Source organism: Paraburkholderia sp. GV068 (genome assembly GCF_003058125.1).
In the GTDB taxonomy this organism is placed as follows: Bacteria; Pseudomonadota; Gammaproteobacteria; order Burkholderiales; family Burkholderiaceae; genus Paraburkholderia; species Paraburkholderia graminis.
This window is the reverse complement of record NZ_QBUB01000001.1, coordinates 222,718-247,439: the sequence shown is the minus strand read 5'-3', so window position 1 is coordinate 247,439 and position 24,722 is coordinate 222,718. Positions and strand designations below refer to the sequence as shown.

At 63.8% G+C, this 24,722-nt stretch carries 20 protein-coding genes and 1 tRNA gene; 9 read left to right on the top strand and 12 right to left on the bottom strand.

Translation table 11 applies throughout. The annotated features are described in order from the left end of the window. Positions 1–94: 94 nt before the first annotated feature. The 6 genes from C8K18_RS01185 to gloB form a co-directional block, all read right to left on the bottom strand. Positions 95–607, bottom strand: coding sequence for a DUF4149 domain-containing protein (locus C8K18_RS01185; RefSeq protein ID WP_029967739.1), 513 nt, complete (start codon positions 605–607; stop codon positions 95–97). 20 nt (positions 608–627) lie between these two features. Continuing rightward, complete coding sequence (gene greA / locus C8K18_RS01180) at positions 628–1,104, bottom strand: transcription elongation factor GreA (RefSeq protein WP_013340018.1); 477 nt, start codon at positions 1,102–1,104, stop codon at positions 628–630. 230 nt (positions 1,105–1,334) lie between these two features. Next, positions 1,335–4,589: a carbamoyl-phosphate synthase large subunit gene (gene carB, locus C8K18_RS01175; protein WP_006051978.1), complete on the bottom strand. Its 3,255-nt coding sequence runs from the start codon at positions 4,587–4,589 to the stop codon at positions 1,335–1,337. Positions 4,590–4,712: 123 nt separating this feature from the next. Then, complete coding sequence (gene carA / locus C8K18_RS01170; RefSeq protein ID WP_053858539.1) at positions 4,713–5,867, bottom strand: glutamine-hydrolyzing carbamoyl-phosphate synthase small subunit; 1,155 nt, start codon at positions 5,865–5,867, stop codon at positions 4,713–4,715. 626 nt (positions 5,868–6,493) lie between these two features. After that, positions 6,494–8,158, bottom strand: coding sequence for a transglycosylase SLT domain-containing protein (locus C8K18_RS01165; RefSeq protein ID WP_006051976.1), 1,665 nt, complete (start codon positions 8,156–8,158; stop codon positions 6,494–6,496). A gap of 156 nt (positions 8,159–8,314) precedes the next feature. After that, positions 8,315–9,106 carry a hydroxyacylglutathione hydrolase gene (gene gloB / locus C8K18_RS01160; protein WP_029967747.1) on the bottom strand — a complete coding sequence of 264 codons (792 nt, stop codon included), beginning with the start codon at positions 9,104–9,106 and terminating at the stop codon, positions 8,315–8,317. 19 nt (positions 9,107–9,125) lie between these two features. Here gloB and C8K18_RS01155 point away from each other — a divergent pair, with 19 nt between their 5' ends. The 5 genes from C8K18_RS01155 (at position 9,126) to C8K18_RS01135 (ending at position 13,783) form a co-directional block, all read left to right on the top strand. Further along, a complete protein-coding gene (locus C8K18_RS01155) occupies positions 9,126–9,998 on the top strand; it encodes a class I SAM-dependent methyltransferase (protein ID WP_006051974.1) in 873 nt (290 codons plus the stop codon). Beyond that, positions 9,995–10,441, top strand: coding sequence for a ribonuclease HI (gene rnhA, locus C8K18_RS01150; RefSeq protein WP_006051973.1), 447 nt, complete (start codon positions 9,995–9,997; stop codon positions 10,439–10,441). The genes C8K18_RS01155 and rnhA overlap by 4 nt, the downstream gene beginning before the upstream one ends. 75 nt (positions 10,442–10,516) lie before the next feature. Then, on the top strand, positions 10,517–11,260 hold the full coding sequence (gene dnaQ, locus C8K18_RS01145) for a DNA polymerase III subunit epsilon (RefSeq protein ID WP_053858540.1): 744 nt from the start codon (positions 10,517–10,519) through the stop codon (positions 11,258–11,260). 48 nt (positions 11,261–11,308) lie between these two features. After that, positions 11,309–11,383 (top strand) — tRNA-Val (locus C8K18_RS01140). 516 nt (positions 11,384–11,899) lie between these two features. Continuing rightward, positions 11,900–13,783, top strand: a complete 1,884-nt coding sequence (locus tag C8K18_RS01135) for an ABC transporter ATP-binding protein (protein WP_107706456.1) — start codon at positions 11,900–11,902, stop codon at positions 13,781–13,783. A 72-nt stretch (positions 13,784–13,855) separates the two neighbouring features. Here the strand turns inward: C8K18_RS01135 and C8K18_RS01130 are convergent, their stop codons facing one another. From C8K18_RS01130 to C8K18_RS01120, 3 genes are all read right to left on the bottom strand, one after another. Further along, complete coding sequence (locus C8K18_RS01130) at positions 13,856–14,320, bottom strand: DUF2214 family protein (protein ID WP_029967752.1); 465 nt, start codon at positions 14,318–14,320, stop codon at positions 13,856–13,858. 153 nt (positions 14,321–14,473) lie between these two features. Next, entirely contained in the window at positions 14,474–15,325 is an 852-nt protein-coding gene (locus C8K18_RS01125) for a hypothetical protein (protein ID WP_006051969.1), read from the bottom strand. 255 nt (positions 15,326–15,580) lie between these two features. Beyond that, complete coding sequence (locus C8K18_RS01120) at positions 15,581–16,645, bottom strand: glycosyltransferase family 4 protein (RefSeq protein WP_006051968.1); 1,065 nt, start codon at positions 16,643–16,645, stop codon at positions 15,581–15,583. Positions 16,646–17,358: 713 nt separating this feature from the next. Between C8K18_RS01120 and C8K18_RS01115 the strand changes: the two genes are divergently transcribed. Further along, on the top strand, positions 17,359–19,194 hold the full coding sequence (locus C8K18_RS01115) for an ABC transporter ATP-binding protein (protein WP_035569805.1): 1,836 nt from the start codon (positions 17,359–17,361) through the stop codon (positions 19,192–19,194). 149 nt (positions 19,195–19,343) lie between these two features. Here the strand turns inward: C8K18_RS01115 and otsA are convergent, their stop codons facing one another. Both otsA and otsB read right to left on the bottom strand, forming a co-directional pair. Next, positions 19,344–20,804, bottom strand: coding sequence for an alpha,alpha-trehalose-phosphate synthase (UDP-forming) (gene otsA / locus C8K18_RS01110; protein ID WP_029967756.1), 1,461 nt, complete (start codon positions 20,802–20,804; stop codon positions 19,344–19,346). Between the two features lie 82 nt (positions 20,805–20,886). After that, positions 20,887–21,636, bottom strand: coding sequence for a trehalose-phosphatase (gene otsB / locus C8K18_RS01105; RefSeq protein WP_107706789.1), 750 nt, complete (start codon positions 21,634–21,636; stop codon positions 20,887–20,889). Positions 21,637–22,008: 372 nt separating this feature from the next. On the opposite strand from otsB, the gene C8K18_RS01095 reads away from it, so the two are divergent. Genes C8K18_RS01095 through C8K18_RS01085 form a run of 3 tightly spaced genes read left to right on the top strand, consistent with a single transcriptional unit; the run spans position 22,009 to position 24,141 of the window. Beyond that, the gene (locus C8K18_RS01095; RefSeq protein ID WP_375135797.1) at positions 22,009–22,713 is read left to right on the top strand and encodes an SCO family protein; all 705 of its coding nucleotides are present in this window, start codon (positions 22,009–22,011) and stop codon (positions 22,711–22,713) included. Between the two features lie 9 nt (positions 22,714–22,722). After that, positions 22,723–23,211 (top strand): copper chaperone PCu(A)C, encoded by a 489-nt coding sequence (locus C8K18_RS01090; protein WP_107706453.1) that lies wholly within the window; start codon positions 22,723–22,725, stop codon positions 23,209–23,211. Between the two features lie 18 nt (positions 23,212–23,229). Continuing rightward, positions 23,230–24,141, top strand: a complete 912-nt coding sequence (locus C8K18_RS01085) for a cytochrome c oxidase assembly protein (protein WP_107706452.1) — start codon at positions 23,230–23,232, stop codon at positions 24,139–24,141. A gap of 53 nt (positions 24,142–24,194) precedes the next feature. Here the strand turns inward: C8K18_RS01085 and C8K18_RS01080 are convergent, their stop codons facing one another. Then, a complete protein-coding gene (locus C8K18_RS01080; protein ID WP_107706451.1) occupies positions 24,195–24,719 on the bottom strand; it encodes a GNAT family N-acetyltransferase in 525 nt (174 codons plus the stop codon). Between the last annotated feature and the right edge of the window lie 3 nt (positions 24,720–24,722).

Below are 24,722 nucleotides of genomic sequence, written 5' to 3'. Positions count from 1 at the left end.
ATAATCGATTGAAACAAGCAGGCGGATTAACGGTGCGGCGCGAGCTGCACCTTGCCTGCGCTGCGTGCGGCGCCTGCCGCAACCGCCAGCCTTCCTAGCCCGCTACTTTTCCAGACACATCGTCGCGAGCGCCCTGCTGCGCGGCGCCGGCTCCCGTGCCCACGGGCAATTTCCACACGAGCACAATGCCCAGCAGGCTTTCGATCAGGTAGAACACGCTCGAAACGCCGTGCAGCATGCCGAAGCGTGCCGCATAGGCGGAATGCGCGATGTCCGTGCCCGCTTCCAGCGCGGCCACGCGCATCGCGTTCATGAACGGCTGCAACGCGAAATAACCGACCAGCACACAGACCAGCATGCCGGCCACCAGCCAGCGCAAGCGCCGGTACGCGTTGCCGCCGCGCCGGATCACCACGTTGGCGAGACCGAGCAGCAAAATGCCGCAGACGGCGCCAAGCACACCTTCGATGCGAAACAGTTGCGCCGCCACCGCGCCCGCCGTCGACCGGTCGAGCGACGTGAACAGCACCGGCGCGACTGCATAGCCGATAGTCAGCAGACTGCCGACCCACACGACCGTCAGCAGACGAAAGATTCGATGCGGCATCAGTGACACCGGAGTCGCCTTCAAACGTAGCTGACCGCGATGATTTCGTACTCGCGCACGCCGCCTGGCGCCTGCACGGACGCGACATCGCCTTCGGACTTTCCGATCAGCGCGCGCGCAATCGGGGAACTGATGGAGATGAGGCCGTGGTCGATGTCCGCTTCGTCGTCGCCGACGATCTGATATTTGACCGATGCGCCCGAGTCCAGGTCTTCCAGTTCGACGGTCGCGCCGAACACCACGCGGCCGTCCGCCTCCACTTGCGACGGGTCGATCACCTGCGCGCCCGCCAGCTTCGATTCGATCTCGGCGATGCGGCCTTCGATAAAGCCCTGCTTCTCTTTCGCGGCATCGTATTCCGCGTTTTCGGACAGATCGCCCTGCGCGCGCGCTTCCGCGATCGAGTTGATCACGGCGGGACGCTCGACCGATTTCAGCCGCTGCAATTCGTCGCGCAGCATGTCTGCGCCGCGCTTGGTCAATGGAATAGTGCTCATAAACAACTCTCGAAAAAACGCCGGGCCGCTCCAAACCCTCCCGGCCCTTTTTGGGATCTGGCGCTAAAGCGGCAGATGGGAGCGCTTTGGAACAAAAAACGGCCGTAAAAAAAATCACCGCGGTTAAGTGCATTTCGCGGGAGCCGGCGGCCGGGGGAAAACCCGGACCACAGCACCTGCGAAACGCCGCTTAACCGCGGCACTTACATCCTGGACAGGTATTCGAAGCCTTAGTTTAGGCGAGCGTGCAAACCTTGTAAATCATAGACTTCCAGGTCCTTCAGGTAGCGCAAGCCTTCGACCGCCGCGCGCGCGCCCGACATCGTCGTGTAGTACGTGACCTTGTTGGCCTGCGCGCTCATGCGGATCGAACGCGAATCGGCAATCGCCGCGCGCGTTTCGTCGACGGTCGTGAAAACCAGCGCGATCTCGCCGTTCTTGATCATGTCGACGATGTGCGGACGGCCGTCCTTCACCTTGTTGACGACCTTCACCGGCACGCCGGCCGCTTCGATCGCGGCTGCCGTACCCTTGGTGGCGACGATCGGATAACCGAGTTCGTGCAGCATGCGCGCGACTTCGACGGCCTTCGGCTTGTCGGCGTCCATCACCGTCAGCAGCACCGTGCCCGACTCCGGCAGACGCGAGCCCGCCGCGAGCTGCGACTTGAAGAGCGCTTCGCCGAACGTGCGGCCCACGCCCATCACTTCGCCGGTCGAACGCATTTCGGGTCCGAGCACCGGATCGACTGCCGGGAACTTGACGAACGGGAACACCGCTTCCTTCACGCTGAAATACGGCGGCTCGATTTCCTTCGTCACGCCTTGCTGCGCGAGCTTCTGGCCGACCATTGCGCGCGCCGCGATCTTGGCGAGCGGCAGGCTGGTCGCCTTCGACACGTACGGCACCGTGCGCGAAGCGCGCGGGTTCACTTCCAGCACGTAGATGACGTCTTCTTTCGAGCCGTCCGCCTGCGGCACTTGCTGAATCGCGAACTGCACGTTCATCAGACCGATCACGTTCAGCGCCTTCGCCATCGCGCCGGTCTGGCGCTTGAGCTCAGCCACGGTTTCCTTCGACAGCGAGTACGGCGGCAGCGAGCAAGCCGAGTCGCCGGAGTGCACGCCCGCCTGTTCGATGTGCTCCATCACGCCGCCGATGAACACCGCCTCGCCGTCCGAAATGCAGTCCACGTCGCATTCGATCGCGTCGTTCAGGAAGCGGTCGAGCAGCACCGGCGAATCGTTCGATACCTTCACGGCCTCGCGCATGTAGCGCTCGAGATCGCGCGGTTCGTGGACGATTTCCATCGCGCGGCCGCCCAGCACGTACGACGGACGCACGACGAGCGGATAACCGATTTCGTCGGCGAGCTTCAGCGCTTCGTCTTCGGCGCGCGCGGTGCGGTTCGGCGGCTGACGCAGGCCGAGGTCTTGCAGCAGCTTCTGGAAACGCTCGCGGTCTTCGGCGGCGTCGATCATGTCCGGCGACGTGCCGATGATCGGCACTCCGTTCGCTTCAAGGTCGAGCGCGAGCTTCAGCGGCGTCTGGCCGCCGTATTGCACGATCACGCCGACCGGCTTTTCCTTGTCGACGATTTCGAGCACGTCTTCAAGCGTGAGCGATTCGAAGTACAGACGGTCGGACGTGTCGTAGTCGGTCGAAACGGTTTCAGGGTTGCAGTTGACCATGATCGTTTCGTAGCCGTCTTCGCGCATGGCGAGCGCGGCGTGCACGCAGCAGTAGTCGAACTCGATGCCCTGGCCGATCCGGTTCGGGCCGCCGCCCAGCACCATGATCTTCTTGTTGTTCGTCGGGTTCGCTTCGCACTCTTCCTCGTAGGTCGAGTACATGTACGCGGTTTTCGTCGCGAACTCCGCCGCGCACGTGTCGACGCGCTTGTACACCGGACGCACATTCAACTCGATGCGGCGCGCGCGCACTTCAGCGGGCTTCGCGCCGACGAGCTTCGCGAGACGCCGGTCGGAGAAGCCGCTCTGCTTCAGATACTTGAGCTCTTCCTTCGAAAGGCTCGCGAGCGTGCGGCCGGCCAACGCCTTTTCCTTCAGCACGACCTGTTCGATCTGCGCGAGGAACCACGGGTCGATCGACGTCTCTTCGAAAATTTCATGCGCCGTCATGCCGATACGGAACGCGTCGCCCACGTACCAGATACGATCCGGGCCGGCTTCGCCGATTTCGCGGATGATCTCGTCGCGGTTCGTGGTCTTTTCGTCCAGACCGTCGACGCCGACTTCAAGACCGCGCAGCGCCTTCTGGAACGACTCCTGGAAGGTGCGGCCAATCGCCATGACTTCGCCGACCGACTTCATCTGCGTGGTCAGGCGCGAATCGGCTTCGCGGAATTTCTCGAACGCAAAGCGCGGAATCTTGGTGACGACGTAGTCGATAGTCGGTTCGAACGATGCCGGCGTCTGGCCGCCGGTGATTTCGTTCTTGAGCTCGTCGAGCGTGTAGCCGACCGCCAGCTTGGCCGCGACCTTGGCGATCGGGAAGCCGGTGGCCTTCGACGCCAATGCCGACGAACGCGACACGCGCGGGTTCATTTCGATCACGATCATCCGGCCGTCTTTCGGATTGATCGAGAACTGCACGTTCGAGCCGCCCGTGTCCACGCCGATTTCGCGCAGCACAGCGAGCGACGCGTTACGCAGCACCTGATATTCCTTGTCGGTGAGCGTTTGCGCCGGCGCGACGGTGATCGAGTCGCCGGTGTGGATGCCCATCGGGTCCAGATTTTCGATCGAGCAGACGATGATGCAGTTGTCCTTCTTGTCGCGGACCACTTCCATCTCGTACTCTTTCCAGCCGAGCAGCGATTCTTCGATCAGCAACTCGCGCGTGGGCGACAGATCGAGGCCGCGCTTGCAGATCTCTTCGAATTCTTCGCGGTTGTACGCGATGCCGCCGCCCGAGCCGCCCAGCGTGAACGACGGGCGGATCACGACCGGATAGCCGCCGCTGCCGGTTTGTGCCGCGATGTCTGCTTGCACCGACAGCGCTTCTTCCATCGAATGCGCGGTGCCCGACTTGGCCGAACCGAGGCCGATCTTGGTCATCGCGTCTTTGAATTTCTGGCGGTCTTCCGCCTTGTCGATGGCTTCCGGCGACGCGCCGATCAGCTCGACGTTGTACTTCGTGAGCACGCCATGCGCGTGGAGATCGAGCGCGCAGTTCAGCGCGGTCTGGCCGCCCATGGTCGGCAGGATTGCGTCCGGGCGCTCCTTCGCGATGATGCGCTCGACCACTTCCCACGTAATCGGCTCGATGTAGGTCACGTCGGCCGTGTTCGGGTCGGTCATGATCGTCGCCGGATTGCTGTTGACGAGGATGACCTTGTAGCCTTCCTCACGCAGCGCCTTGCATGCCTGCGCGCCCGAGTAATCGAACTCGCACGCCTGGCCGATGATGATCGGACCCGCGCCGATAATGAGAATGCTCTTGATGTCTGTCCGCTTGGGCATAACGCTCTCGCTAATGTATTCCTGAATTCTTTCCGTCGGCGCGCGCCGCGTGGGCGTTGCGCGCGCTTTGCTTCTGGCTGCTTGCTGCGGGGCTTGCCGCCGGGCTTGCCGCGGCGTGCGTTCTTAAGCCGCCGCGGTCTTGCCGGCCTTCTTCGCGTCCATCAACCCGGTAAAGCGGTCGAACAGATACGCGATGTCGTGCGGACCCGGCGACGCTTCCGGGTGACCCTGGAAGCAGAAAGCCGGCTTGTCGGAGAGCGCGAAGCCTTGCAGCGTGCCGTCGAAGAGCGACACATGCGTGACGCGGGCGTTGGCGGGCAGCGTGTTCGCATCGACAGCAAAACCGTGGTTCTGCGACGTGATGACCACGCGGCCGTCTTCCAGGTCTTTCACCGGATGATTCGCGCCGTGGTGACCGGTCTTCATCTTCACGGTTTTCGCGCCGAGCGCGAGGCCCATGATCTGATGGCCGAGGCAGATGCCGAAGGTCGGAATGCCGCGCTCGATCAACTCTTTGGTTGCCTTGATCGCGTAGTCGCACGGCTCCGGGTCGCCGGGACCGTTCGACAGGAAGATGCCGTCCGGATTGAGCGCGAGCGCATCAGCCGCGGTGGCTTGGGCCGGCAGCACGGTGACGTGGCAGCCGCGCTCCGCCAGCATGCGCAGGATGTTGTACTTGACGCCGTAATCGAACGCGACGACGCGGTACTTCGGCGCGTTCTGCTTGCCGTAGCCGCTGCCGAGACGCCATTCGGTTTGCGTCCACTCGTAGGTTTCCTTCGTCGACACGACCTTCGCGAGGTCCATGCCCGAGAGGCCCGGGAACGAACGCGCGAGTTCGATGGCCTTTGCTTCGTCGTCCGAACCGGCGAGAATCGCGCCGTTCTGCGCGCCCTTGTCGCGCAGAACGCGGGTCAGCTTGCGGGTGTCGAGGCCGGCGATGGCGACCACGCCTTCGTCCTGCAGATACTGGCTGAGCGTGCGCTCCATGCGGAAGTTCGACGCGAGGACCGGCAGATCGCGAATGATCAGCCCGGCGGCATGGACTTTCGTCGCCTCGACGTCTTCGGCGTTGACGCCGACATTGCCGATGTGCGGATACGTGAGGGTGACGATCTGGCGCGCGTAGCTCGGGTCAGTCAGGATTTCCTGATAGCCGGTGATAGCCGTGTTGAACACGACTTCGCCGATGGTATGCCCGGGGGCGCCGATCGAATAACCACGAAAGACCGTGCCGTCGGCGAGCGCGAGCAGAGCGGGAGAAAATGACGGCAACACGGGAGACTCCTTGGGGGAACACCCTGTTGCCGACCTGCCTATCCGGTTTGCGAGCCGCAGCGAACAGCATCACGGGATGCGCGCGCAGACTCGCTCGCGTACTGCCGTTGACGTCGCAAGGGGCGCACGATGGGTCCATTGTGTGGACGGATCGGCGAGGTGCGGGCCCTTCTTGCTACGCCTGTGGCGCGCGGCGGATGAACGGTATGGGAGAGGTAGGCGCTAGGGTGCGGGTTGATAAGCTCAAACCTTGGAATTATAGCCGGAAACCGCCGTTCTCTCCAAATCCGAGATGGCTGGGCGGGGGCGTGGCGGTGCTGGTCCGGCGGGTCAAAGCCTTGCTGCGAGCGGCTTGCGCGGTTGCCAAGCTTATGCGCAGCGGCCGTTTCGGGATAGCGTCAAGACGCCCGGCGGCGGGATCGAAATGGCGGAGGAAAGATTCGCGCATCGTCGTGCCTGGCGCCCGACGGCAGCGGCACGCCCCGGCCGGTAGGCAAGCACCAACTGTCGTACGGCGCACAATGAAAAACGCCGTCACCACAGGGCGACGGCGTCGAAAACTCATTTCATCTCAGACTGCGGCAGGTTGTGCGTCGGTCAGAACCGGATCGGCGCATCAACCTGCATCAGTTGCTCTTCTTCGTGCTCTTGCTGCTCTTGCTGGAAGTGGAAGCCGATACCTTCGTCACCTTGCCGGCAGGCGCCGCGGACGCTTTCGACTTGCCGCCCTTCGCCACCGGCTCGGACACCTTCACCACCGCCGCCGAATGTCCGCGCCCTTTCGTCCTCTCGCTGCGCGCTTCGCGCTTCGAGCCGCCGACGCGCGTGCCGATCTTCTGGACGCCGCCACCTTCGACATCGGTCGCGATGCGCTCCGGCCCCGGTTCGCTCGGGACCGCCCGGCCGACCGGCACGTGCAGCACGACGACCTGGCCGCGTGAGACGCTGTCGCGATGCGTGCGGTTCCACGCCTTCAACTGGCCGACGGACACGCCATAGCGCAGCGCGATAGCCGCCATCGACTGATTGCGGCGCACGCGGATCAGCATCTTGCGCGTATCGGGGACGTCCGGCTCCATCGCGAGCACGGCGCTTTCCGCGACGTCCGCGCTGATGTCCTCGTCGTCGTCCGAACCGCGCGGCACGACAATCGTGGAGCCCGGCTTAAGACGCATGCCGACCGGAATCTTGTTCACTTCCATCAGCGTGTCGGCGTCGACACCGATTTTTTGCGCGATCGCCGCGGGCGCCGAACGCTCGGTGACCGTGTACGTGGTCCACGACGACAGCGAACCCGAATACGTTTTCAGATTGCGCTCGAACGCGCTCGCATTGTCGAACGGCAGCAGGATTTGCGGCTGCGTCGCGCCGAGAATGACCGGCTTCCTGAACGACGGGTTCAGCGAGCGGAATTCGTCGAGCGGCAGATTGGCGAGCTTGGCGGCCATGTCCACGTCGATATCGTGCGACGTGGTAACGGTCACGAAATACGGGTGATTCGGAATGGACGGCAGCGCGAGCCCGTACATCTGCGGGTTCATCACGATGTTCTTGACGGCCTGCAGCTTCGGTACATAGTTGCGCGTTTCGTTGGGCATGCGCAGGCTTAGATAGTCTGTCGGCAAGCCCGCCGCTTCGTTACGCGCAATGGCGCGCTGCACGTTACCCTCGCCCCAGTTGTACGCGGCGAGCGCAAGCTGCCAGTCGCCGAACATGTCATGCAGACGCGACAGATAGTCGAGCGCGGCGCTGGTCGAAGCCAGCACGTCGCGGCGCTCGTCCTGCCACATGTTCTGCTTGAGGTTGTAGGTGCGGCCGGTGCCCGGCATGAACTGCCACATGCCGGCCGCCTTCGCGACCGACAACGCCTGCGGGCTGTACGCCGACTCGATGAACGGCAGCAACGCGAGCTCGGTCGGCATATGGCGCGCCTCGAGCTCCTCGACGATGTGGTACAGGTACTTCTGCGAGCGCTCGGTCATGCGCTGCACGTAATCGGGACGCTGCGCATACCAGTTGACCTGCATGTCGACCAGGTCGGTCTGCAGGTCGGGCATCTGGAAACCACGGCGAATACGGCCCCACAAGTCGGCGTCCGCGCTCGTCAACTGCGTGACGGAGCCTTTGTCGACGTTGATGGTTTCCTTGGCGGTGGCTGTCTTGCGAAGTGCGTCTGCTACGGCTTGCTGACTGGCGGGATTTGTTGCGGTGGTGGGGCTGACCGTCGTTGGTCCCTGGCTCGCGCAGGCGGCGAGCGTCAGGACCAGCAACGCACTAAAGATAAATCGCATGAACGTCTCGGCTTCCACAAGGGCTGGAATTTGCAGCCGATAGTACGAAACCCTAACGTCTACGTCAATTGGAAATTGACGAAAAAATCAAGCAAATCTAAGGCTTGGCGAATTCTTCCGATTCTTCGCTTGAGGAAGACCCCAGGGCCGACCCGGTCACCGGAAGCGGTTCTTCCATTCGCGCATCAGCGTGAACGCTGCCAGCCGGTCCGATACTTTCTCGTGCAACTGCTCTTGCAGGGCTGCCTGGACGGCGGGATTGCCGGCCCGCAGGAAAGGATTCACCGCGCGTTCGTGGGCGATCGTGGTGGGCAGCGTCGGCAGATTGCGGGCTCGCAAGTCGGCCGCCTGGTCGCGCCACGCTTGCAAGTCGGCGTTGCCCGGCTCGCAGGCGAGCGCGAAGCGGATGTTGGAGAGCGTATATTCGTGCGCGCAGTGCACTTGCGTTTCGCCGGGCAACGCGGCGAGCGAGTCGAGCGACGCCAGCATCTGCTGCGGCGTGCCTTCGAACAGCCGGCCGCATCCGCAAGCGAACAGCGTATCGCCGCAAAACACGTGAGGCGTGCCGCCGGGATCTGCCGCCTGAAAATAGGCGATGTGGCCGCTCGTATGACCTGGCACGTCCAGCACGCTCAGTTCGAGCGCAGGCGCGGCAATCGTCACCCGATCGCCATTTTTAAGACGCTGCGTGACACGCTCGATCGCTTCACCGGCGGGCCCGTACACGGGAACGTCCTGGCCATTCAGCAGATCGGCCACCCCGCCGACGTGGTCTTGATGATGGTGCGTGAGTAAAATAGCGCTCAGCCGCCACCCGCGTTTGGCCAGATAGGCGCGAACCGGGGCGGCCTCGCCCGGATCGACGACTACCGCGTGGTGTCCGTCGGAAACGACCCAGATGTAATTGTCTTCAAACGCCGGGACCGGTACGTACTCGAGCGCATTCATAGGCGACGCATTCTTTGATATGACTGACCGAGCGATTATAGACTGGCCCGCCTGGACGGATTCGCCGCCTGGCCGCTACGTGCTCGAGTGGGAACAGACCCAGCTCGACCGTGTGGTGTCGGACGTGTTCGGCTACCACGCGCTGCAACTCGGCCTGCCGCAGCTCGACGCCTTGCGCGAAAATCGCATGCCTTGCCGCGGACTGGTGCTGGATGCCGCCAGCGGCGCGAGCGCGCCCTACAGCTTTCCGCGCGCGGACGCGCACGCCGGCAACGGAGCGGGCAACCCGACGCACGGGGCGACGCACGGCCCGGCGCGCGGCGCGTTTGCGCCGCTGCCTTCGCCAACGGGGCGCAGTGCCGTCTGGTGCGATCTGCTCGATCTGCCGTTCGAGGCGCAGAGCGTCGACCTGATCGTGATGCCGCACACGCTCGAATTTACGAGCGACCCGCACCGCCTGCTGCGCGAAGCCGAACGCGTGCTGATGCCGGAAGGCCAACTGATCATTCTCGGCTTCAACTCGTTGTCGCTCTGGGGCGCGCGGCAATCGGTCGGCAAGATGACCGGCCGGCCGTTCGTGCCCGCCGCCGTCGATCTGATCGCCTTCACGCGTCTTAAGGACTGGATCAAGCTGCTTGGTTTCGACCTTGAACGCGGGCGCTTCGGCTGCTATCGTCCGCCGCTCGACAGCGACCAGTGGCTCTCCCGCTACGGCTTCATGGAAGCCGCCGGCGACCGCTGGTGGCCGATTTTCGGCGCGACCTACATGATCAAGGCGATCAAGCGCGTGCGCGGCATGCGTCTCGTCGGACCGCTGAAGGTGAAGAAACCCGTCCTCGCCGCGGGCCTCGCGCCCGCCGCCACACCGAATACACGCAACCACACTCAATGACAGCGAACATCATCGACATTTATACGGACGGCGCCTGCAAGGGCAACCCCGGCCCCGGCGGCTGGGGCGCGCTTTTGCGCTTCGGCGATCAGGAAAAAGAGCTGTTCGGCGGCGAAGCGAATACGACCAACAACCGCATGGAGCTGATGGGCGTGATTTCCGCGCTCGAAGCGCTCAAGCGTCCGTGCAAGGCCGTCGTGCACACCGATTCGCAGTACGTGCAGAAAGGCATCAGCGAGTGGATTCACGGCTGGAAAAAGAAAGGCTGGGTCACGGCAGCGAAGCAGCCGGTCAAGAACGCGGATTTGTGGAAGCGGCTCGACGCGCTCGTCGCGCAGCACGAAATCGAATGGCGCTGGGTGCGCGGCCATAACGGGCACCCGGAGAACGAGCGCGCCGATCAGCTCGCCAACCGCGGCGTCGCGTCGCTCGCGGAACTATGACGCCGCGCCGCCGGCCAGTGCGTTCTTTTGCTGCTTGTTTGCGGCTGCAACTTCTGAGGCAAAGCTAAAACCGATATGCGTCAACTGATCCTCGATACCGAAACGACCGGCCTCAACGCCCGCACCGGCGACCGCATCCTCGAGCTGGGCTGCGTCGAACTGGTGAACCGGCGGCTCACCGGCAACAACCTGCATTTCTATATCAATCCCGAACGCGACAGCGATCCCGGCGCGTTGGCGGTCCACGGCCTGACCACCGAATTCCTCAGCGACAAGCCGAAGTTCGCCGACATCGCCGACCAGATTCGCGACTTTATCCAAGGCGCGGACCTGATCATTCACAACGCGCCCTTCGACATCGGCTTTCTCGACGCCGAATTCGCGTTGCTCGGCCTGCCGCCCGTGAGCACGTATTGCGGCGAGATCATCGACACGCTCGCGCGCGCCAAGCAGATGTTCCCCGGCAAGCGCAATTCGCTCGACGCGCTCTGCGATCGCTTCGGCATCAGTAACGCGCACCGCACGCTGCACGGCGCGCTGCTCGACTCGGAACTGCTCGCCGAGGTTTATCTTGCGATGACGCGCGGCCAGGAAAGCCTCGTCATCGACATGCTCGGCGAATCGCACGCCGGCGGCGAAGCGCATGCGCCGCGCGTGGCGATCGAATCGCTGGATCTCGTGGTGATCGCGGCCAGCGACGACGAGCTCGCCGCGCATCAGGAAGTTCTCGATGGTCTCGACAAGGCGATCAAAGGCACGAGCGTGTGGCGTCTCGAACCTGCGCCCGTGTCGGCCGTGTCGGATGAGCAAGCCGCTTAAAAAGTGCTGGACGAGTTCCGCAATGCCTGACATAATCTCAATCTCTTCGGGTGGTTAGCTCAGCGGTAGAGCACTGCCTTCACACGGCAGGGGTCACTGGTTCGATCCCAGTACTACCCACCAGATTCTTGGTGCGTCGATCACCGAAGACAAAGGGCTCACGTAGAAATGCGTGAGCCCTTTTCCGTTTTGGCGCGCTGTCTTGTCGTTGTATTGGCATCCGGTTTTGCGGCTCCGTAATCGGCCGCGCCGTCAACACCGAAACCTCGTCGATTGCGACGGCAAAACAGCGCTGATATAGTCGGTGTTCGGGCATTCGCCCCGTCTACTTTCTCCACCTCATTGACCACAGGGAGGCGTCACATGTTTGCAGTGCATATGGCCGTCCCTGACATGGTCCCGCGGCGCTCGCGTTTGCCTCTCAGTTGTTTCCTGAGTCGCCGCTGACGGGTCACTGACCTGTCGCCATCCGCGGTGCCGCCCGACAAGGCGCGCCGCGCAATTCCAGATAGTCCACCGCTCGCTCCGCAGGCTTGTTGCCCGCAGCTTCATTGCGGTTTAACCGCGTGCTTCGACTATCTCTTCATCCTGCTTTTGACTGGAACCCTGTTGCGCCATGCGCGCCTGGGTTGTCGAAAAATGACCGGAAAAAAACTCGACTTTCGCGGACAAGCCTTTAAGGATGTCCTCGGCTTCACCTTCATTCACTGGGCGAAACAGCCGTGGCGCATCGTCGTCATTGCGGCGCTCGTCATGCTCTCAGCGGTGGCGGACGTGCTGACGCCGATGTTCGCCGGCCACCTCGTCGACGCCATCGCGTCGGGCCCGGCCGCGCGCGGCAGCGCCTGGCACGCGGCCATCACGGCGTTCTGCGTGCTCGGCGCGCTCGGCCTCGGCGCGACCTTGCTGCGGCAAGGCATGTACTTCAACATCATCAAGCTGACGCTGAAGATGATGAGCGAGATCGCCGCCAACGCGTTTCATCGCGTGCAGCGGTTTTCGACCGACTGGCATGCGAACAGCTTCGCGGGCTCTACCGTGCGCAAAATCACGCGCGGCATGTGGGCGCTCGACCTGCTGAACGACACGTTGCTGATCGCGCTGTTTCCGTCGCTGATCATGCTGGTTGGCGCGACGCTGCTGCTCGGCTGGCGCTGGCCGATGATGGGCGCGGTGGTCGGCATCGGCTCGCTGATCTACATCACGGTAACGGTCGCGCTGTCGCTCGGCTATGTCGCGCCCGCCGCACGCCTCGCGAATGCGTGGGACACGCGCATGGGCGGCGCGCTCGCGGACGCGGTGAGCTGCAACGGCGTGGTCAAGGCCTTCGGCGCGGAAGAGCGCGAAGAAGTGCTGCTTGCGCGCGTGATCGGCAAGTGGCGCGAACGCACGCGGCGCACGTGGATTCGCGGCACGATCAACGGCGGCGTGCAGGGCGCGATGCTGGTGGCAATCCAGACGGCTATCCTCGGCGCGGCGCTCGTGCTGTGGTTGCGCGGCGAGGCGAGCGTCGGCGACATCACGTTCGCGCTGACGATGTTCTTCATGCTGCAAGGCTATTTGCGCGACGTGGGCATGCACATTCGCAACTTGCAGCGCTCCGTCAACGACATGGAAGAACTCGTGTCGCTGGAGCGCCAGCCGCTCGGTATCGAAGATCGGCCGGGCGCCGGTCCGATCGCGATTGGCAAAGGCGAGATCCGCTTCGAGCACGTCACCTTCCACTATGGGGCGAACGCCACGCCGCTGTACCGCGACTTCTCCGTGCGCATTGCGCCTGGCGAACGCGTCGGGCTGGTCGGCCATTCGGGCTCGGGCAAGACGACCTTTATCAAGCTGATCCAGCGCCTTTACGACGTTTCGGAAGGCCGCATCACGATCGACGGTCAGGACATCGCGCAGGTCAGGCAGGCGTCGTTGCGCAGCCAGATTGCGATCGTGCAGCAGGAGCCGGTGCTGTTTCATCGCTCGCTCGCGGAGAACATCGCCTATGCGCGTCCGGACGCGAGCCGCGCCGACATCGAGCGAGCCGCGCGGCTTGCGAACGCGCACGACTTCATCAGCGCGTTGCCCGGCGGTTACGACACGCTGGTCGGCGAGCGCGGCATCAAGCTGTCGGGCGGCGAGCGTCAGCGTGTGGCAATCGCGCGCGCGTTTCTCGCCGACGCCCGCATTCTGATTCTCGACGAAGCGACATCGAGCCTCGACAGCGAAAGCGAAGTGCTGATCCAGCAGGCGATGGAGCGGCTGATGCTCGGCCGCACGACGCTCGTGGTCGCGCACCGCCTGTCGACCGTGCGCGCACTCGACCGGTTGCTCGTGCTCGACAAGGGCAAGGTGATCGAAGAAGGCAGCCACGAAACGCTGATCGGTCTCGAGAACGGCCTGTACCGGCGGCTCTTCGAGCGGCAGGCGCTGGAGTTGATCAAGGGCTTGAGCGAACCGGCCGTCGCCGTCCGCCAGGAAACGGCGCGCATGCGCAGTTCGACGACTGACGATTCGAGCTTGCTGGTCGGCAAGTAACAACGCCGACGATGACGCGCGTCACACGGAAATGCCTTTATTCAAGGCCTATTCCGTTGACGCGCCGCCGGCTTACACCACGCCCGCAGGCAAGCCGATGCCGCGCGCCATGCCGGTCGCGGCGAACACCATCAGCACGAGCAAGACCGTCTGAATCACGCTGAGGTGCGCGTAGCGGCGTGCGTTGTGCAGGTCCGGCGCCTCGCCCTTTCGTATCGACGCGCGCCAGCGCATCAAGGCGAGCATCGACGGAACTTCAAGCAGGATGATGATGACGAGCAGCGTCATCTTGAGGTGAAAGAGCGGCTCGTGGAGATAGTAGTCGGCGCCCTTCTCATAAGAACCGAAAACGCGCATCAGCCCCGTCACGATCAGCACGAGGGCGGACAGGCCCCACCGCGTGTCGGCCCGGAACACGGAGCGCAGCGCGGCAGGCACCGCCGCGCGGCGCAGCGACCACGTGCGCCGCAGGATCGACGCAAGCGCGAAGCCATAAGCAAGCAGATGAAGAGCGGCAAGTAACCAGCGAACCAGCATAGCGACTCCTGCTAACGACACGGCACATCGTTGTTATCGCTCGCCCGCCGTCAAGCGCGGGCGGCGTCCTGGTTTCATTATCGACCACGGCTTACTTTACAACGCGCTCGTCCGTCATGGCATGTGAGCGACGGCACACAGCGTGCTTCAGATTCAGACTTGCCGCAACGTGCTGTCGAGCGCGCGTGCCGCGACGCGATCGCCTTCGGTCGTCAACGCGGCGCGAAACACGGTCTGCCGGTTGTGCCCCGCGGCCGCAGGCGAATCCCACAGCAATTCGATTTTCGGACGACGGCCAAACGCGGCCCGCGCAAGCGACGGCGCGCCGCTCGCGCGCGGCGCAGACTGCGTCACCGCATCGCCTGCGGCATGCAGCGCGATCACCGGCGTGGGCGGCGCCGCAGACCGCGTGCCCGCACCGTCCGCCCAGCGCACCGAGAGCTCGCGCGCGTCGTACTGCCCCACCTTGCGACGCTCGGCCCATACGCTCACCGTGCGTGTCAGCGGGTCGAGCGAGACCGCATAGCGTCCGATCGCAAAGCGTCGCGCGGCGATGTTGGTGCGCCAGAGCGGCCGCGGCCGGCAGATCCACAGAACCGCCGCGTAGAGCGCCGGTGCGACCAGCAGCCAGCCGTTGGTCGCGGCCACGGTTTGCGCGGCGCGGCGCCAGCCGGCGCTCATCGCAAACGCGCTGACTACCCAGACCGCAAACAGAAACCCGAGGAACGCAAAGAGACGCAGCGCTTGCCGCAGCCATTGCGGCAGCGGATGGAACGGACGCTCGGCCACGGCGCGCGCGCCCGGCAAGAAGATCAGCAGGAACAGGAAGACGAGGTTGACGCACGCCCACGGCGAGGACGCCATCGCCGATAGCGACGTCGTCAGATCCATCGCCGACATGGAAAACAGCCAGCGGGCGAGAAGCACGAGACCGATGGCGCGCAGCGCGAAAATCGTTCCGGCGCCGGGCGCGGCATTCGCTCGCGTCTCTTTCGTTCTCGCCAAGGCATCCTCCTGTCGTCGGCGGCGCCGCAGCCAAATTTGCGGCACGGCCATTATAGGGATATTACGAAAGGCGGCTGCTGCGGCGGTCGCGAAACACCCGCTTTGCATCGCGAAACGCGAAAAAACGCGGCGCGCATGCAACAACGCCCCGCGAGCGCGTGGCACGCGGGGCGTTGCGGGTGGCCGGCGAAGCGCTGTAACACGCTTGATCCGCCGAACCGGTTTGCTTCGACCGGCAGCTTCCGGTCTAGCGTTTTAGTTTGCGTTGACTTCGCGCAGCACCGTGCGGTGCTTGCGACGCAGCAGTTCTTCGTACGTCGCGACGTAGTTCTGCGCCATCACCTTCGACGAGAAACGCGCTTCGAACGACTTGCGCACCGTTTCGCGCGACAGCGTGTGCAGACGCTTGACCGCCGCGACCGCGCTGATTTCGTCTTCGACCACGAAGCCCGACACGCCGTTGTCGATCACTTCCGGCACCGAACCGCGGTTAAACGCGATCACCGGCGTACCGCAAGCCATTGCTTCGATCATCACGAGACCGAAGGGCTCCGGCCAGTCGATCGGGAACACCAGTGCATGCGCGTTGCCGAGGAACTCACGCTTTTCGGCTTCGCCGATTTCGCCGATGTATTCGACGTGCGGGAGCGCCATCAGCGGCTTGATCACTTCTTCGTAATAGGCACGATCGGCCTTGTCGATCTTGGCCGCGACCTTGAGCTTCATGCCTGCCTGGCCGGCGATACGGATCGCACGGTCAAGACCCTTCTCCGGCGAGACGCGGCCGAGGAATGCGAGGTAGCCGGGCTCGACGTTCTTGATCGGCGTGAGCACGTTTTCCGGCAGACCGTGATAGACGGTTTGCAGCCAGTTTGCCTGCGGCAGCGGAATGCGCTGGTTGTCCGAGATCGAGACGACCGGCACGTCATTGAACGTGTTGAAGATCGGCTGAAGTTCCGGCAGATCGAGACGGCCGTGCAGCGTGGTCACGAACGGCACCGGCTGGCGCGCGAACAGCGAGAACGGGTAGTAGTCGATGTGGAAATGCAGCACATCGAATTCTTCCGCGCGGCGGCGTACTTCTTCGAGCAGCAGCATGTGCGGCGCCATCACGTCGCGGATGGTCGGGTCGAGGCGCAGTGCTTGCGGCCAGAACGCTTCGAGCTTTGCCGAGGTTTGCGAATCGCCGCTCGCAAAGAGCGTGACGTCGTGGCCCTGCTCGACCAGCGCTTCGGTCAGATAAGACACCACACGTTCCGTACCACCGTACAGCTTGGGAGGAACCGCCTCGTGCAACGGAGCGATTTGAGCGATTCGCATATGAAGAACTCCTCGTAAAAAACCGGCAAAAGTACTGCGTTTGGTAAAAGCGACTCGCTTGCTCGCCAGGGCAGTCGGGCCGGACACGCCGGCGCGGGCCTATTCTCTCGAGATAGCCTGCGAAGGATCGCTTCAGTTTAAATAGCCCGGACGACGGTCGCCGTCCATGCCTGTGCGGTAAACGCACAGACGTGCCCGACGTTGACAAACTGTCAGAAATTTCGGCAGGGCCTACAGCGCATGCATTATCGATGCCGGGATTCTCGCTGCACCACAACATTTCAAAGACTTTACTTTGTTACAGCAGGGATACACTTTGCAAACCCTTGTTTTGCAAGGCAGTTCTACAGTAACGACTGGCTTGCTACTGTGCCGTCGTGCATGCTTGCCCCGGCTCGACGGTCGTGCTTTGTAAGTTCTTGCACAAGCGTACCGGCACCCATTGAAGAGAATTCAGCGCCGGGCTGAATGCAATTTGTAATTATATCCCGAAATATTCCGCGATCCGCGTGAACCACTGCCGCCGCAGTCAGTCGAGCAAGAGGTAGATCGCGGACGTCCATCGCGACATCAATCGCGCCAAAAGCCCGGATACACAGGGCGCAATCGTCTTTGCATGTTTACAATGCGAAGCATTGGCTTCGCCGCGATGCTTTTTCGCGTGGCCCATGGCTTGCATGCACACCTCCGAACCACACCGACCTCTCGATCAATTGGAACATTTGACCATCGCCCAGCGCAACGCCGAAAACGCAAAGCTCGCGAGCTATGCGCACAGGCCGCTTGCGTTCCTTTTCCGTTTTATCCGCCGCCATCCGCTCGCTCATACGATCGTGCTGTGCAGCGTGGTAGCGGCCGTGGGCTGTGCGCTCGCTTCGCAGTACGCGATCAAACATCTTATCGACGTGCTCGGCACCGGCCGGCATCATCCCGGGCCGCTGTGGGGTGCGTTCGCGATCCTCGTCGGACTGATCGCGGCGGATAACCTGCTGTGGCGGGTCGGCGGCTGGGTCGCGGCGCATACGTTCGTCGCCGTGACGGGCGACTTGCGGCGCGACCTCTTCCAGTATCTGAGCGGACATTCGCCGACCTACTACGCCGAGAAGCAGCCCGGCATGCTGGCAAGCCGGATCACCGCGACCTCGAACGCCGTCTACACCGCCGAAAACACCACGGCGTGGAACGTTCTGCCGCCGTGCATCGCCGTGCTCGGCGCGATCTTCATGATCATCGCGGTGAACCCGCTGATGGCGGGCGGCCTGATGCTGTGCTCGGCGATCCTGTCGGTGGTGCTGTACAAGCTCGCCGGCCGCGGCTCGGTGCGCCATCACCATTTCGCGACCAGAGCGGCCTCGGTGGACGGCGAGCTCGTCGACGTCATCAGCAACATGGGCCTCGTTCGTGCGTTCGGCATGACGTTTCGCGAGCAGCAGCGTTTCGGCGCGACGGTCAAGGCCGAGATGGACGCGCGTCAGCAGAGCCTGCTGTACCTCGAGAAGCTGCGCCTGCTGCACGCGGTGATCACCGCGCTGCTGTCGGCGGGTCTGCTCGGCTGGGCGCTGTTGCTGTGGGACCAAGGCAAGGCGACTTCGGGCGACATCGTGCTCGTCAGCTCGCTCGGGTTCACGATTCTGCACGGCACGCGCGATCTCGCGGTCGCACTGGTGGACGTCACGCAGCACGTCGCGCGACTCGCCGAAGCCGTGCGCACGCTGCTCGAGCCGCACGGCATGCCCGATCGCGACGGCGCCACCGAACTCGTGCCGCAAGGCGGGCGCGTCGACTTCGAAAGCGTGACGTTCGCGTATCCGCGCCGCCGGCCGATCCTCGATCATTTCGATCTGCATATCGAACCGGGTCAGCGCGTCGGGCTGATCGGCAAGTCGGGCGCGGGCAAATCGACGGTGCTCGCCCTGCTCCAGCGTTTCTACGAGACGCAAGGCGGCGCGATCAAGATCGACGGGCAGGACATCGCCACGATCACGCAGGACAGCCTGCGCCACACCATCGCGCTCGTGCCGCAGGATATTTCGCTGTTCCATCGCACTGTGTACGAGAACATTGCGTATGGCCGCCCCGAAGCGAGCCGCGACGAAGTGCTGGCGGCGGCGCGCGAGGCGCGCTGCACTGACTTCATCGAGGCGATGCCGGAAGGGTTCGACACGATCGTCGGCGACCGCGGCGTGAAGCTGTCCGGCGGACAGCGTCAGCGCATCGCGATCGCACGCGCGATCCTGAAGAACGCGCCGATCCTGCTGCTCGACGAAGCCACCTCGGCGCTGGACAGCGCATCGGAAGAAGCGATCCAGAAGGCGCTCGACCGGCTGATGGTCGGCCGCACGGTGATCGCGATCGCGCACCGCCTGTCGACGCTGCATAACTTCGACCGCATCATCGTGATGAGCGCGGGCAAGGTCATCGACGACGGCAGTCCCGAAGAGCTGCGCCAGCGCCCCGGCCTCTATCGCGATCTGCTTTCGAAGCAATACGGCAAAGGCACGACGCTGCATGTGGGCGGCAAGAAGGTCGATGAACAGCATGTGATCTGAGGCGCGCGCCGCATTGCGCCACATCGCATTGCGCGCAGTCGCTCACCAACGGAAAAGCCGCTAAAAAGCGGCTTTTCTGCTTTGTGGGCCGGGCTTTACGAGCTCGCTATCGCATCGTCATTGCGAGCGCTGCGCGTCGCGCCCCGCCGCTAGCTCGCCACAATCTCGCGCGCGGTTTTTTTCCCCACTCGGGCGCGCGGCCGTGCGCTTGCGGTGCGTGCTGCACCATTGGCGCTCTGCAAATCGCGCATGAAGTTGTCGCGCCACACCGAGACATTGTTCTCGCGCAGTTGCGCCATCATGTCGCGATGACGCGCCTGGCGCTCCGCGAGCGGCATCTCGAGCGCCGTCGCGAGCGCGTCCGCCATGCCGTCGATATCGACAGGATTCACGATCAGCGCGCCGTCCAGTTCCTGCGCGGCGCCGGCAAAGCGCGACAGCACGAGCACGCCCGGATTCTCCGGGTCCTGCGCCGATACGTATTCCTTCGCGACGAGGTTCATGCCGTCGCGCAGAGGCGTCACGTAGCCGACGTGCGCGGTGCGAAACAGCGCGGCAAGCACCGAGCGCTCATATTGTTTGTGGATGTAGAGAATCGGCGTCCAGTCGAGTTCGGCGAAACGTCCGTTGATGCGGCCGGACTCCCCTTCCAGTTGCAGACGGATGTCCTGATACGCGTGCATGTCGGCGCGCGTGGGCGGCGCGATCTGCAGGAACGACACCTTGTTGCGCTGCGCCGCCGCGTGTTCCAGCAGACGCTCGAAGGCGCGGAACCTCTCGACGAGTCCCTTCGAATAATCGAGGCGATCGACGCTCATGATGAGCTTGCGCGAATGCAGCGTCGCTTTCATCGTGCGTACCGGCTTGCCGCGCTCGCCCGCTTTCGCGAGTTCGGCGATCTCGTCCGGATAGACGCCGATCGGGTAAGCGGCGGCGCGCAGCGTGCGGCCAAACGCATGAATCGAGAGCGGGCCGTCGGACGACGCGTCGACCGTGCCGTTCGCCTCGTTGACGATGTAATCGCAGAACGCGCGCAAATCCGGCGCCGTCTGGAAACCGAGCAGATCGAACGAACACAGCGCTTGCACCAGTTCGCGATGCGGCGGCACGGCGAGCAGCACTTGCGAAGCGGGAAACGGAATGTGCAGGAAAAAGCCGATGCGGTTCTTCACGCCCGCGGCGCGCAACGCCTCGGCAAACGGAATCAGGTGATAGTCGTGGACCCAGATCACGTCGTCGTCGCGCAAGAGCGGCACGAGTTGTTGCGCAAGCCACGCATTCACGCGGCAGTAGCCGCCGAAATCGTGCCGGTCGTATTGCACCAGATCGGCCCGATAGTGGAAAGCCGGCCACAGCGTGGCGTTCGAGAAGCCGCGGTAGTACTGATCGTAATCGCGGCGCATCAGCGCGATGGTCGCGAAGGTCACCGGACCGCGCTCTTCGAGCTTGATCTGGGGCTGGCCGGAGCTCAGCACCTCGCCGCTCCAGCCGAACCACATGCCGCCCGTTTCCTTCAGCGCGTCGTACACGCCGACCGCGAGACCGCCCGCCGCCGGGCCGCCCTCCGAGATCGGCGCGACCCGGTTCGAAACGATAATGAGTCGGCTCATGAAGCGCTGTCCCCGATGTAATACGTTGTTGTCGCGCTATGTCGTGCGCGTTGTATGCGTTGCAGCGCGGGCGATGCGAGCGTCATGCGTCACGCGCGGCCGCGACCACTGTCGCGAGCCAGTCGAGCAGCGCGGTCACCGACTCCACGCGCGTTCGCGCCGTCGTGTCGCCCGCGCCGACCTTGATCGACAGTCCGTTGCGTTCGTTGACGACCGCGAAGCCTTTTTCGTCGGTAAGATCGTCGCCGGCAAAAAGCGGCTTGCGTCCGACAAACGGCGGCTCATCGAGGAACGCACGCAGCGCGCGGCCTTTGTCGACATCCTTCGGCTTGATTTCGTAGACCATCTTGCCCGGCTGCAGCACATACGAGTTCGGGTAATCCGCGACCAGCCGCGCCGTCGCCTCGCGCGCAGCGGTCTCGCGATCGGGCGCATTGCGATAGTGCAGCGCGAGGGCCGCGCCCTTGATCTCGAGCAGCATGCCGGGGTTCGCGTTGACGACTTCGGCGAGCACCTGCTCCATGCGCAACAGCCGCTCGTCGTGAAAGCCGATGCGCTGCGTGTCGCCGTTTGCGTCGCGCCGCTCGGCGCCGTGCAAACCGGCAATCGGCAGATCGGGCATGCCGAGAAAAGCGTCGATGCTGTCGATACCGCGGCCCGACACCACGGCGACCGCGCCGTTCGTCAAACGTCGCAGTTCGCCAAGCAGTTCAATGACGCGAGGTTGCACCTGCACGCCATCCGGCGTGGGCGCGAGTTCGACGAGCGTGCCGTCGAAATCGAAGAAAAACGCGGTCTCGCTCGGAGACAGGGAAGCCGGAAGTGCTTGCATCGGGTTAATTTGCCTTTCGGCCTTGTGCAGCCGGAAAAGTGTGCGCATCTTACCGCGCATCCATCAATTTTTCGAGAAACCATGCCGCGCGGCAAGCGCGAACGCAAGGTGCGGCGGCGCGATCATGCCGCGCCCAGTCGAATTGCATTCAAAACGGAAACGATCCGGCTTCAGCGCGCTTTCAGCCATGTGCGTCAAATTGCCTCGCAAGCCGTGCGCCCGTGGGCTGCGAGCGACGCCTTCCGTCATTTTGCGATACAGTCGCAGCCACACGAGACTTTGGCGTTACGACGATTTTTGTCCATGATCGCGAACCGTCCGCCTCAACGCACGCACGCCCGGGTGCGAGCTAGCGCGGGGCGCGCGGCGGCAATGCGCCGCTCTACAATCGAGTCATTGATACCTGCTTTGTTCCCGATCATCTCACTGCGACGGCTGCAACCTGCTCACGCGTCATCGCGTCGCGCCGGACTCGCGCACGCATCGATGTCGACGGCCAAAGCCTGCGCGCTCGTCGCCATGATCGCGCTTGCCGGTTGCACCAATCGCGCGGAGCCGTGGCATTTGACGAACGTGAGCGGCCATTTGCCCGACCTCGATTTTTCGCTGACGGGCGACGACGGCCGGCCCGTCACGGGCGCGTCGTTCAAAGGCCGCACATCGCTCGTCTATTTCGGCTACACGCATTGCCCGGACGTCTGCCCCGAAACGATGGGACGGCTGATGCAGGTGCTCGACAAGCTCGGCCCCGACGCACAGAAGGTGCGCATCCTGTTCGTCACCGTCGATCCGGCGCGCGACACGCCGCAAGCCCTGCACGACTATGTCGGCGCATTCGACTCGAAGCATGCCGAGGGGCTGACCGGCACCGACCGGCAGATCGAGTCGCTCGCGAAGCGCTACCGCGTTGCTTATCAGATGGAAAAGCGCGACCCGAACGGCAGCTACGAAGTCACGCACAGTTCCGCCGTCTATGTATTCGACGCAGAAGGCCGCGCGCGCCTGCTCGCGACCGATAACGACACGCCCGATGCGATCGCCCAAGACTTGCGACGCATCGTCGATCAACGCTCCTGACCTTCAGCCATGACCCAGATCAACCACGTCACGCACGTCATCCGTAAAACCAGAACGCTGTCCGCTGTTGCCGGCGCCCTCGCCCTTTCGCTCGCCTTCGCGAGCGCCGCCCACGCCGCCGGCGCGCAGGCGATCACCGCCAAAGACGCATGGGTGCGCTGGCTGCCGAACAACCTGCCGGCGGCCGGCTACGTGACGCTCGTCAATGCGGGCGACAAGCCGCTCGATCTCGTCGATATTTCGAGCAGCGATTACGGCGACGCGATGCTGCATCAAACGGTCTCGAACGGTTCGTCGCAGAAGATGGTGATGGTCGACAAGCTCACGGTGCCCGCGCACGGACAGGTCGCGATCGCGCCCGGCGGCTATCACGTGATGCTCGAGGACGCGAAGCACAAGATCGCGCCGGGCGACACCGTGCACCTGAAGCTAAAGTTCTCCGACGGCGCGACGCTCGATACGCCCTTCGCGGTCAAGTCGCCCGCGCAAACGAAGTAAGCGGAGCGATTCGCGGCAATGGACCTGCTGTACTGGCTCGATCCCTGGGAATTTTCGCCGACGGTCGTCGTCGCTCTGCTGCTGCCCGCCGTCCTGTTCGTGCGCGGCGCGCGCAAGGCGAAGGTGTCGGTGGCGCGGCGCATTTCCTTCTGGTTCGGGCTCGTGGCGTTGTACGTCGCGTTGCACACGCGGCTCGACTATTTCTTCGAGCATGAGTTTTTCATGCATCGCGCGCAGCATCTGGTGCTGCATCATCTCGGACCGTTCTTTATCGCGCTGTCGTATCCGGGCGCGGCATTGCGCGCCGGCATTCCGTTCGGCTGGCGCCAGCGTTTCGTGCGGCCCGCGCTCGCGATGCCGTTCGTGCGCAAGCTGATCGACGTCGTGATGCATCCGGTCGTCGCGGTGACGTTGTTCGTCGGACTGATCTACTTCTGGCTGATGTCGCCGATCCATTTTGTCGCGATGCTCGACTGGCGGCTTTATCGCGTGATGAACTGGAGCATGGTGATCGACGGCCTGCTGTTCTGGTGGCTCGTGCTCGATCCGCGTCCGGCGCCGCCCGCGCGTTTGTCGCCCGGCAAGCGCGTGCTGGTGGTGATCGCCGCGATTCCGCCGCAGATCGTCCTCGGCGCGTTCATCTTCTTCACGCCGCGCGAGCTGTATCCGATCTATTCGATCTGCGGCCGCGCGTTCACCTGGCTTAGTCCGATGCGCGATCAACAGATCGGCGGGCTGCTGCTGTGGATCCCCGGTTCGATGATGAGCGTGATAGGTGCACTGCTGGCGTTGCGCCACTGGATGCGTCTGTCGGCTCGCGGACGCGTGCGCGGGGAACGGCGTGCGGTGGTGGTGGCTAATGCGAGCAGGCCGACGGGCGGTACACTCGCCGCGAAGGCGGTTTCGACGAGCGACGCGGGGCAGCGTTGAGGCGGGGCTATGCGCTGCCGTGCACGGCTCCGCTCATCGCGGCCGAATACCCATCACGCCGAACGCATCCACACGTGCGGAATGCCGTCTTCCTCGTGAATTTCTGACACCGGCTCAAAACCAAACGCGCCATAGAAACCTTGCAGATGGGCCTGTGCATGCAGGCGAATCGGCGTGCCGGGCCACTGCTTGCGAATATGCGCGATCGCGCGATCCAGCATCGCGTTGCCCAGACCGATGCCGCGAAATGCCGCGGTCGTCAGCACACGGCCGATGCGAATATCGGCGTCGTCGGCGTCGGGTAGAAGCACACGCAGATAGCCGGCGAGCGGCGGCCACGCGGCACCCGTGAGCGCTTGCGCGGACGCATCCGCAGCCGGGCCGAACGCGAGCAGGTGCCATGCGTCGAGATCGAGTCCGTCGATATCGCCATACAGGCAGTTCTGCTCGATCACGAAGACAGCGCTACGCGCGGCGAGCATCGCGTAGACCTCCGCGCTCGTCAGTTCGTCGAACGCTTTCCAGCGCCAGTCGAGTGCCGCGAGGCGGGCGGCGGCAGTGTGCTGCGGTTCAGTCATGAG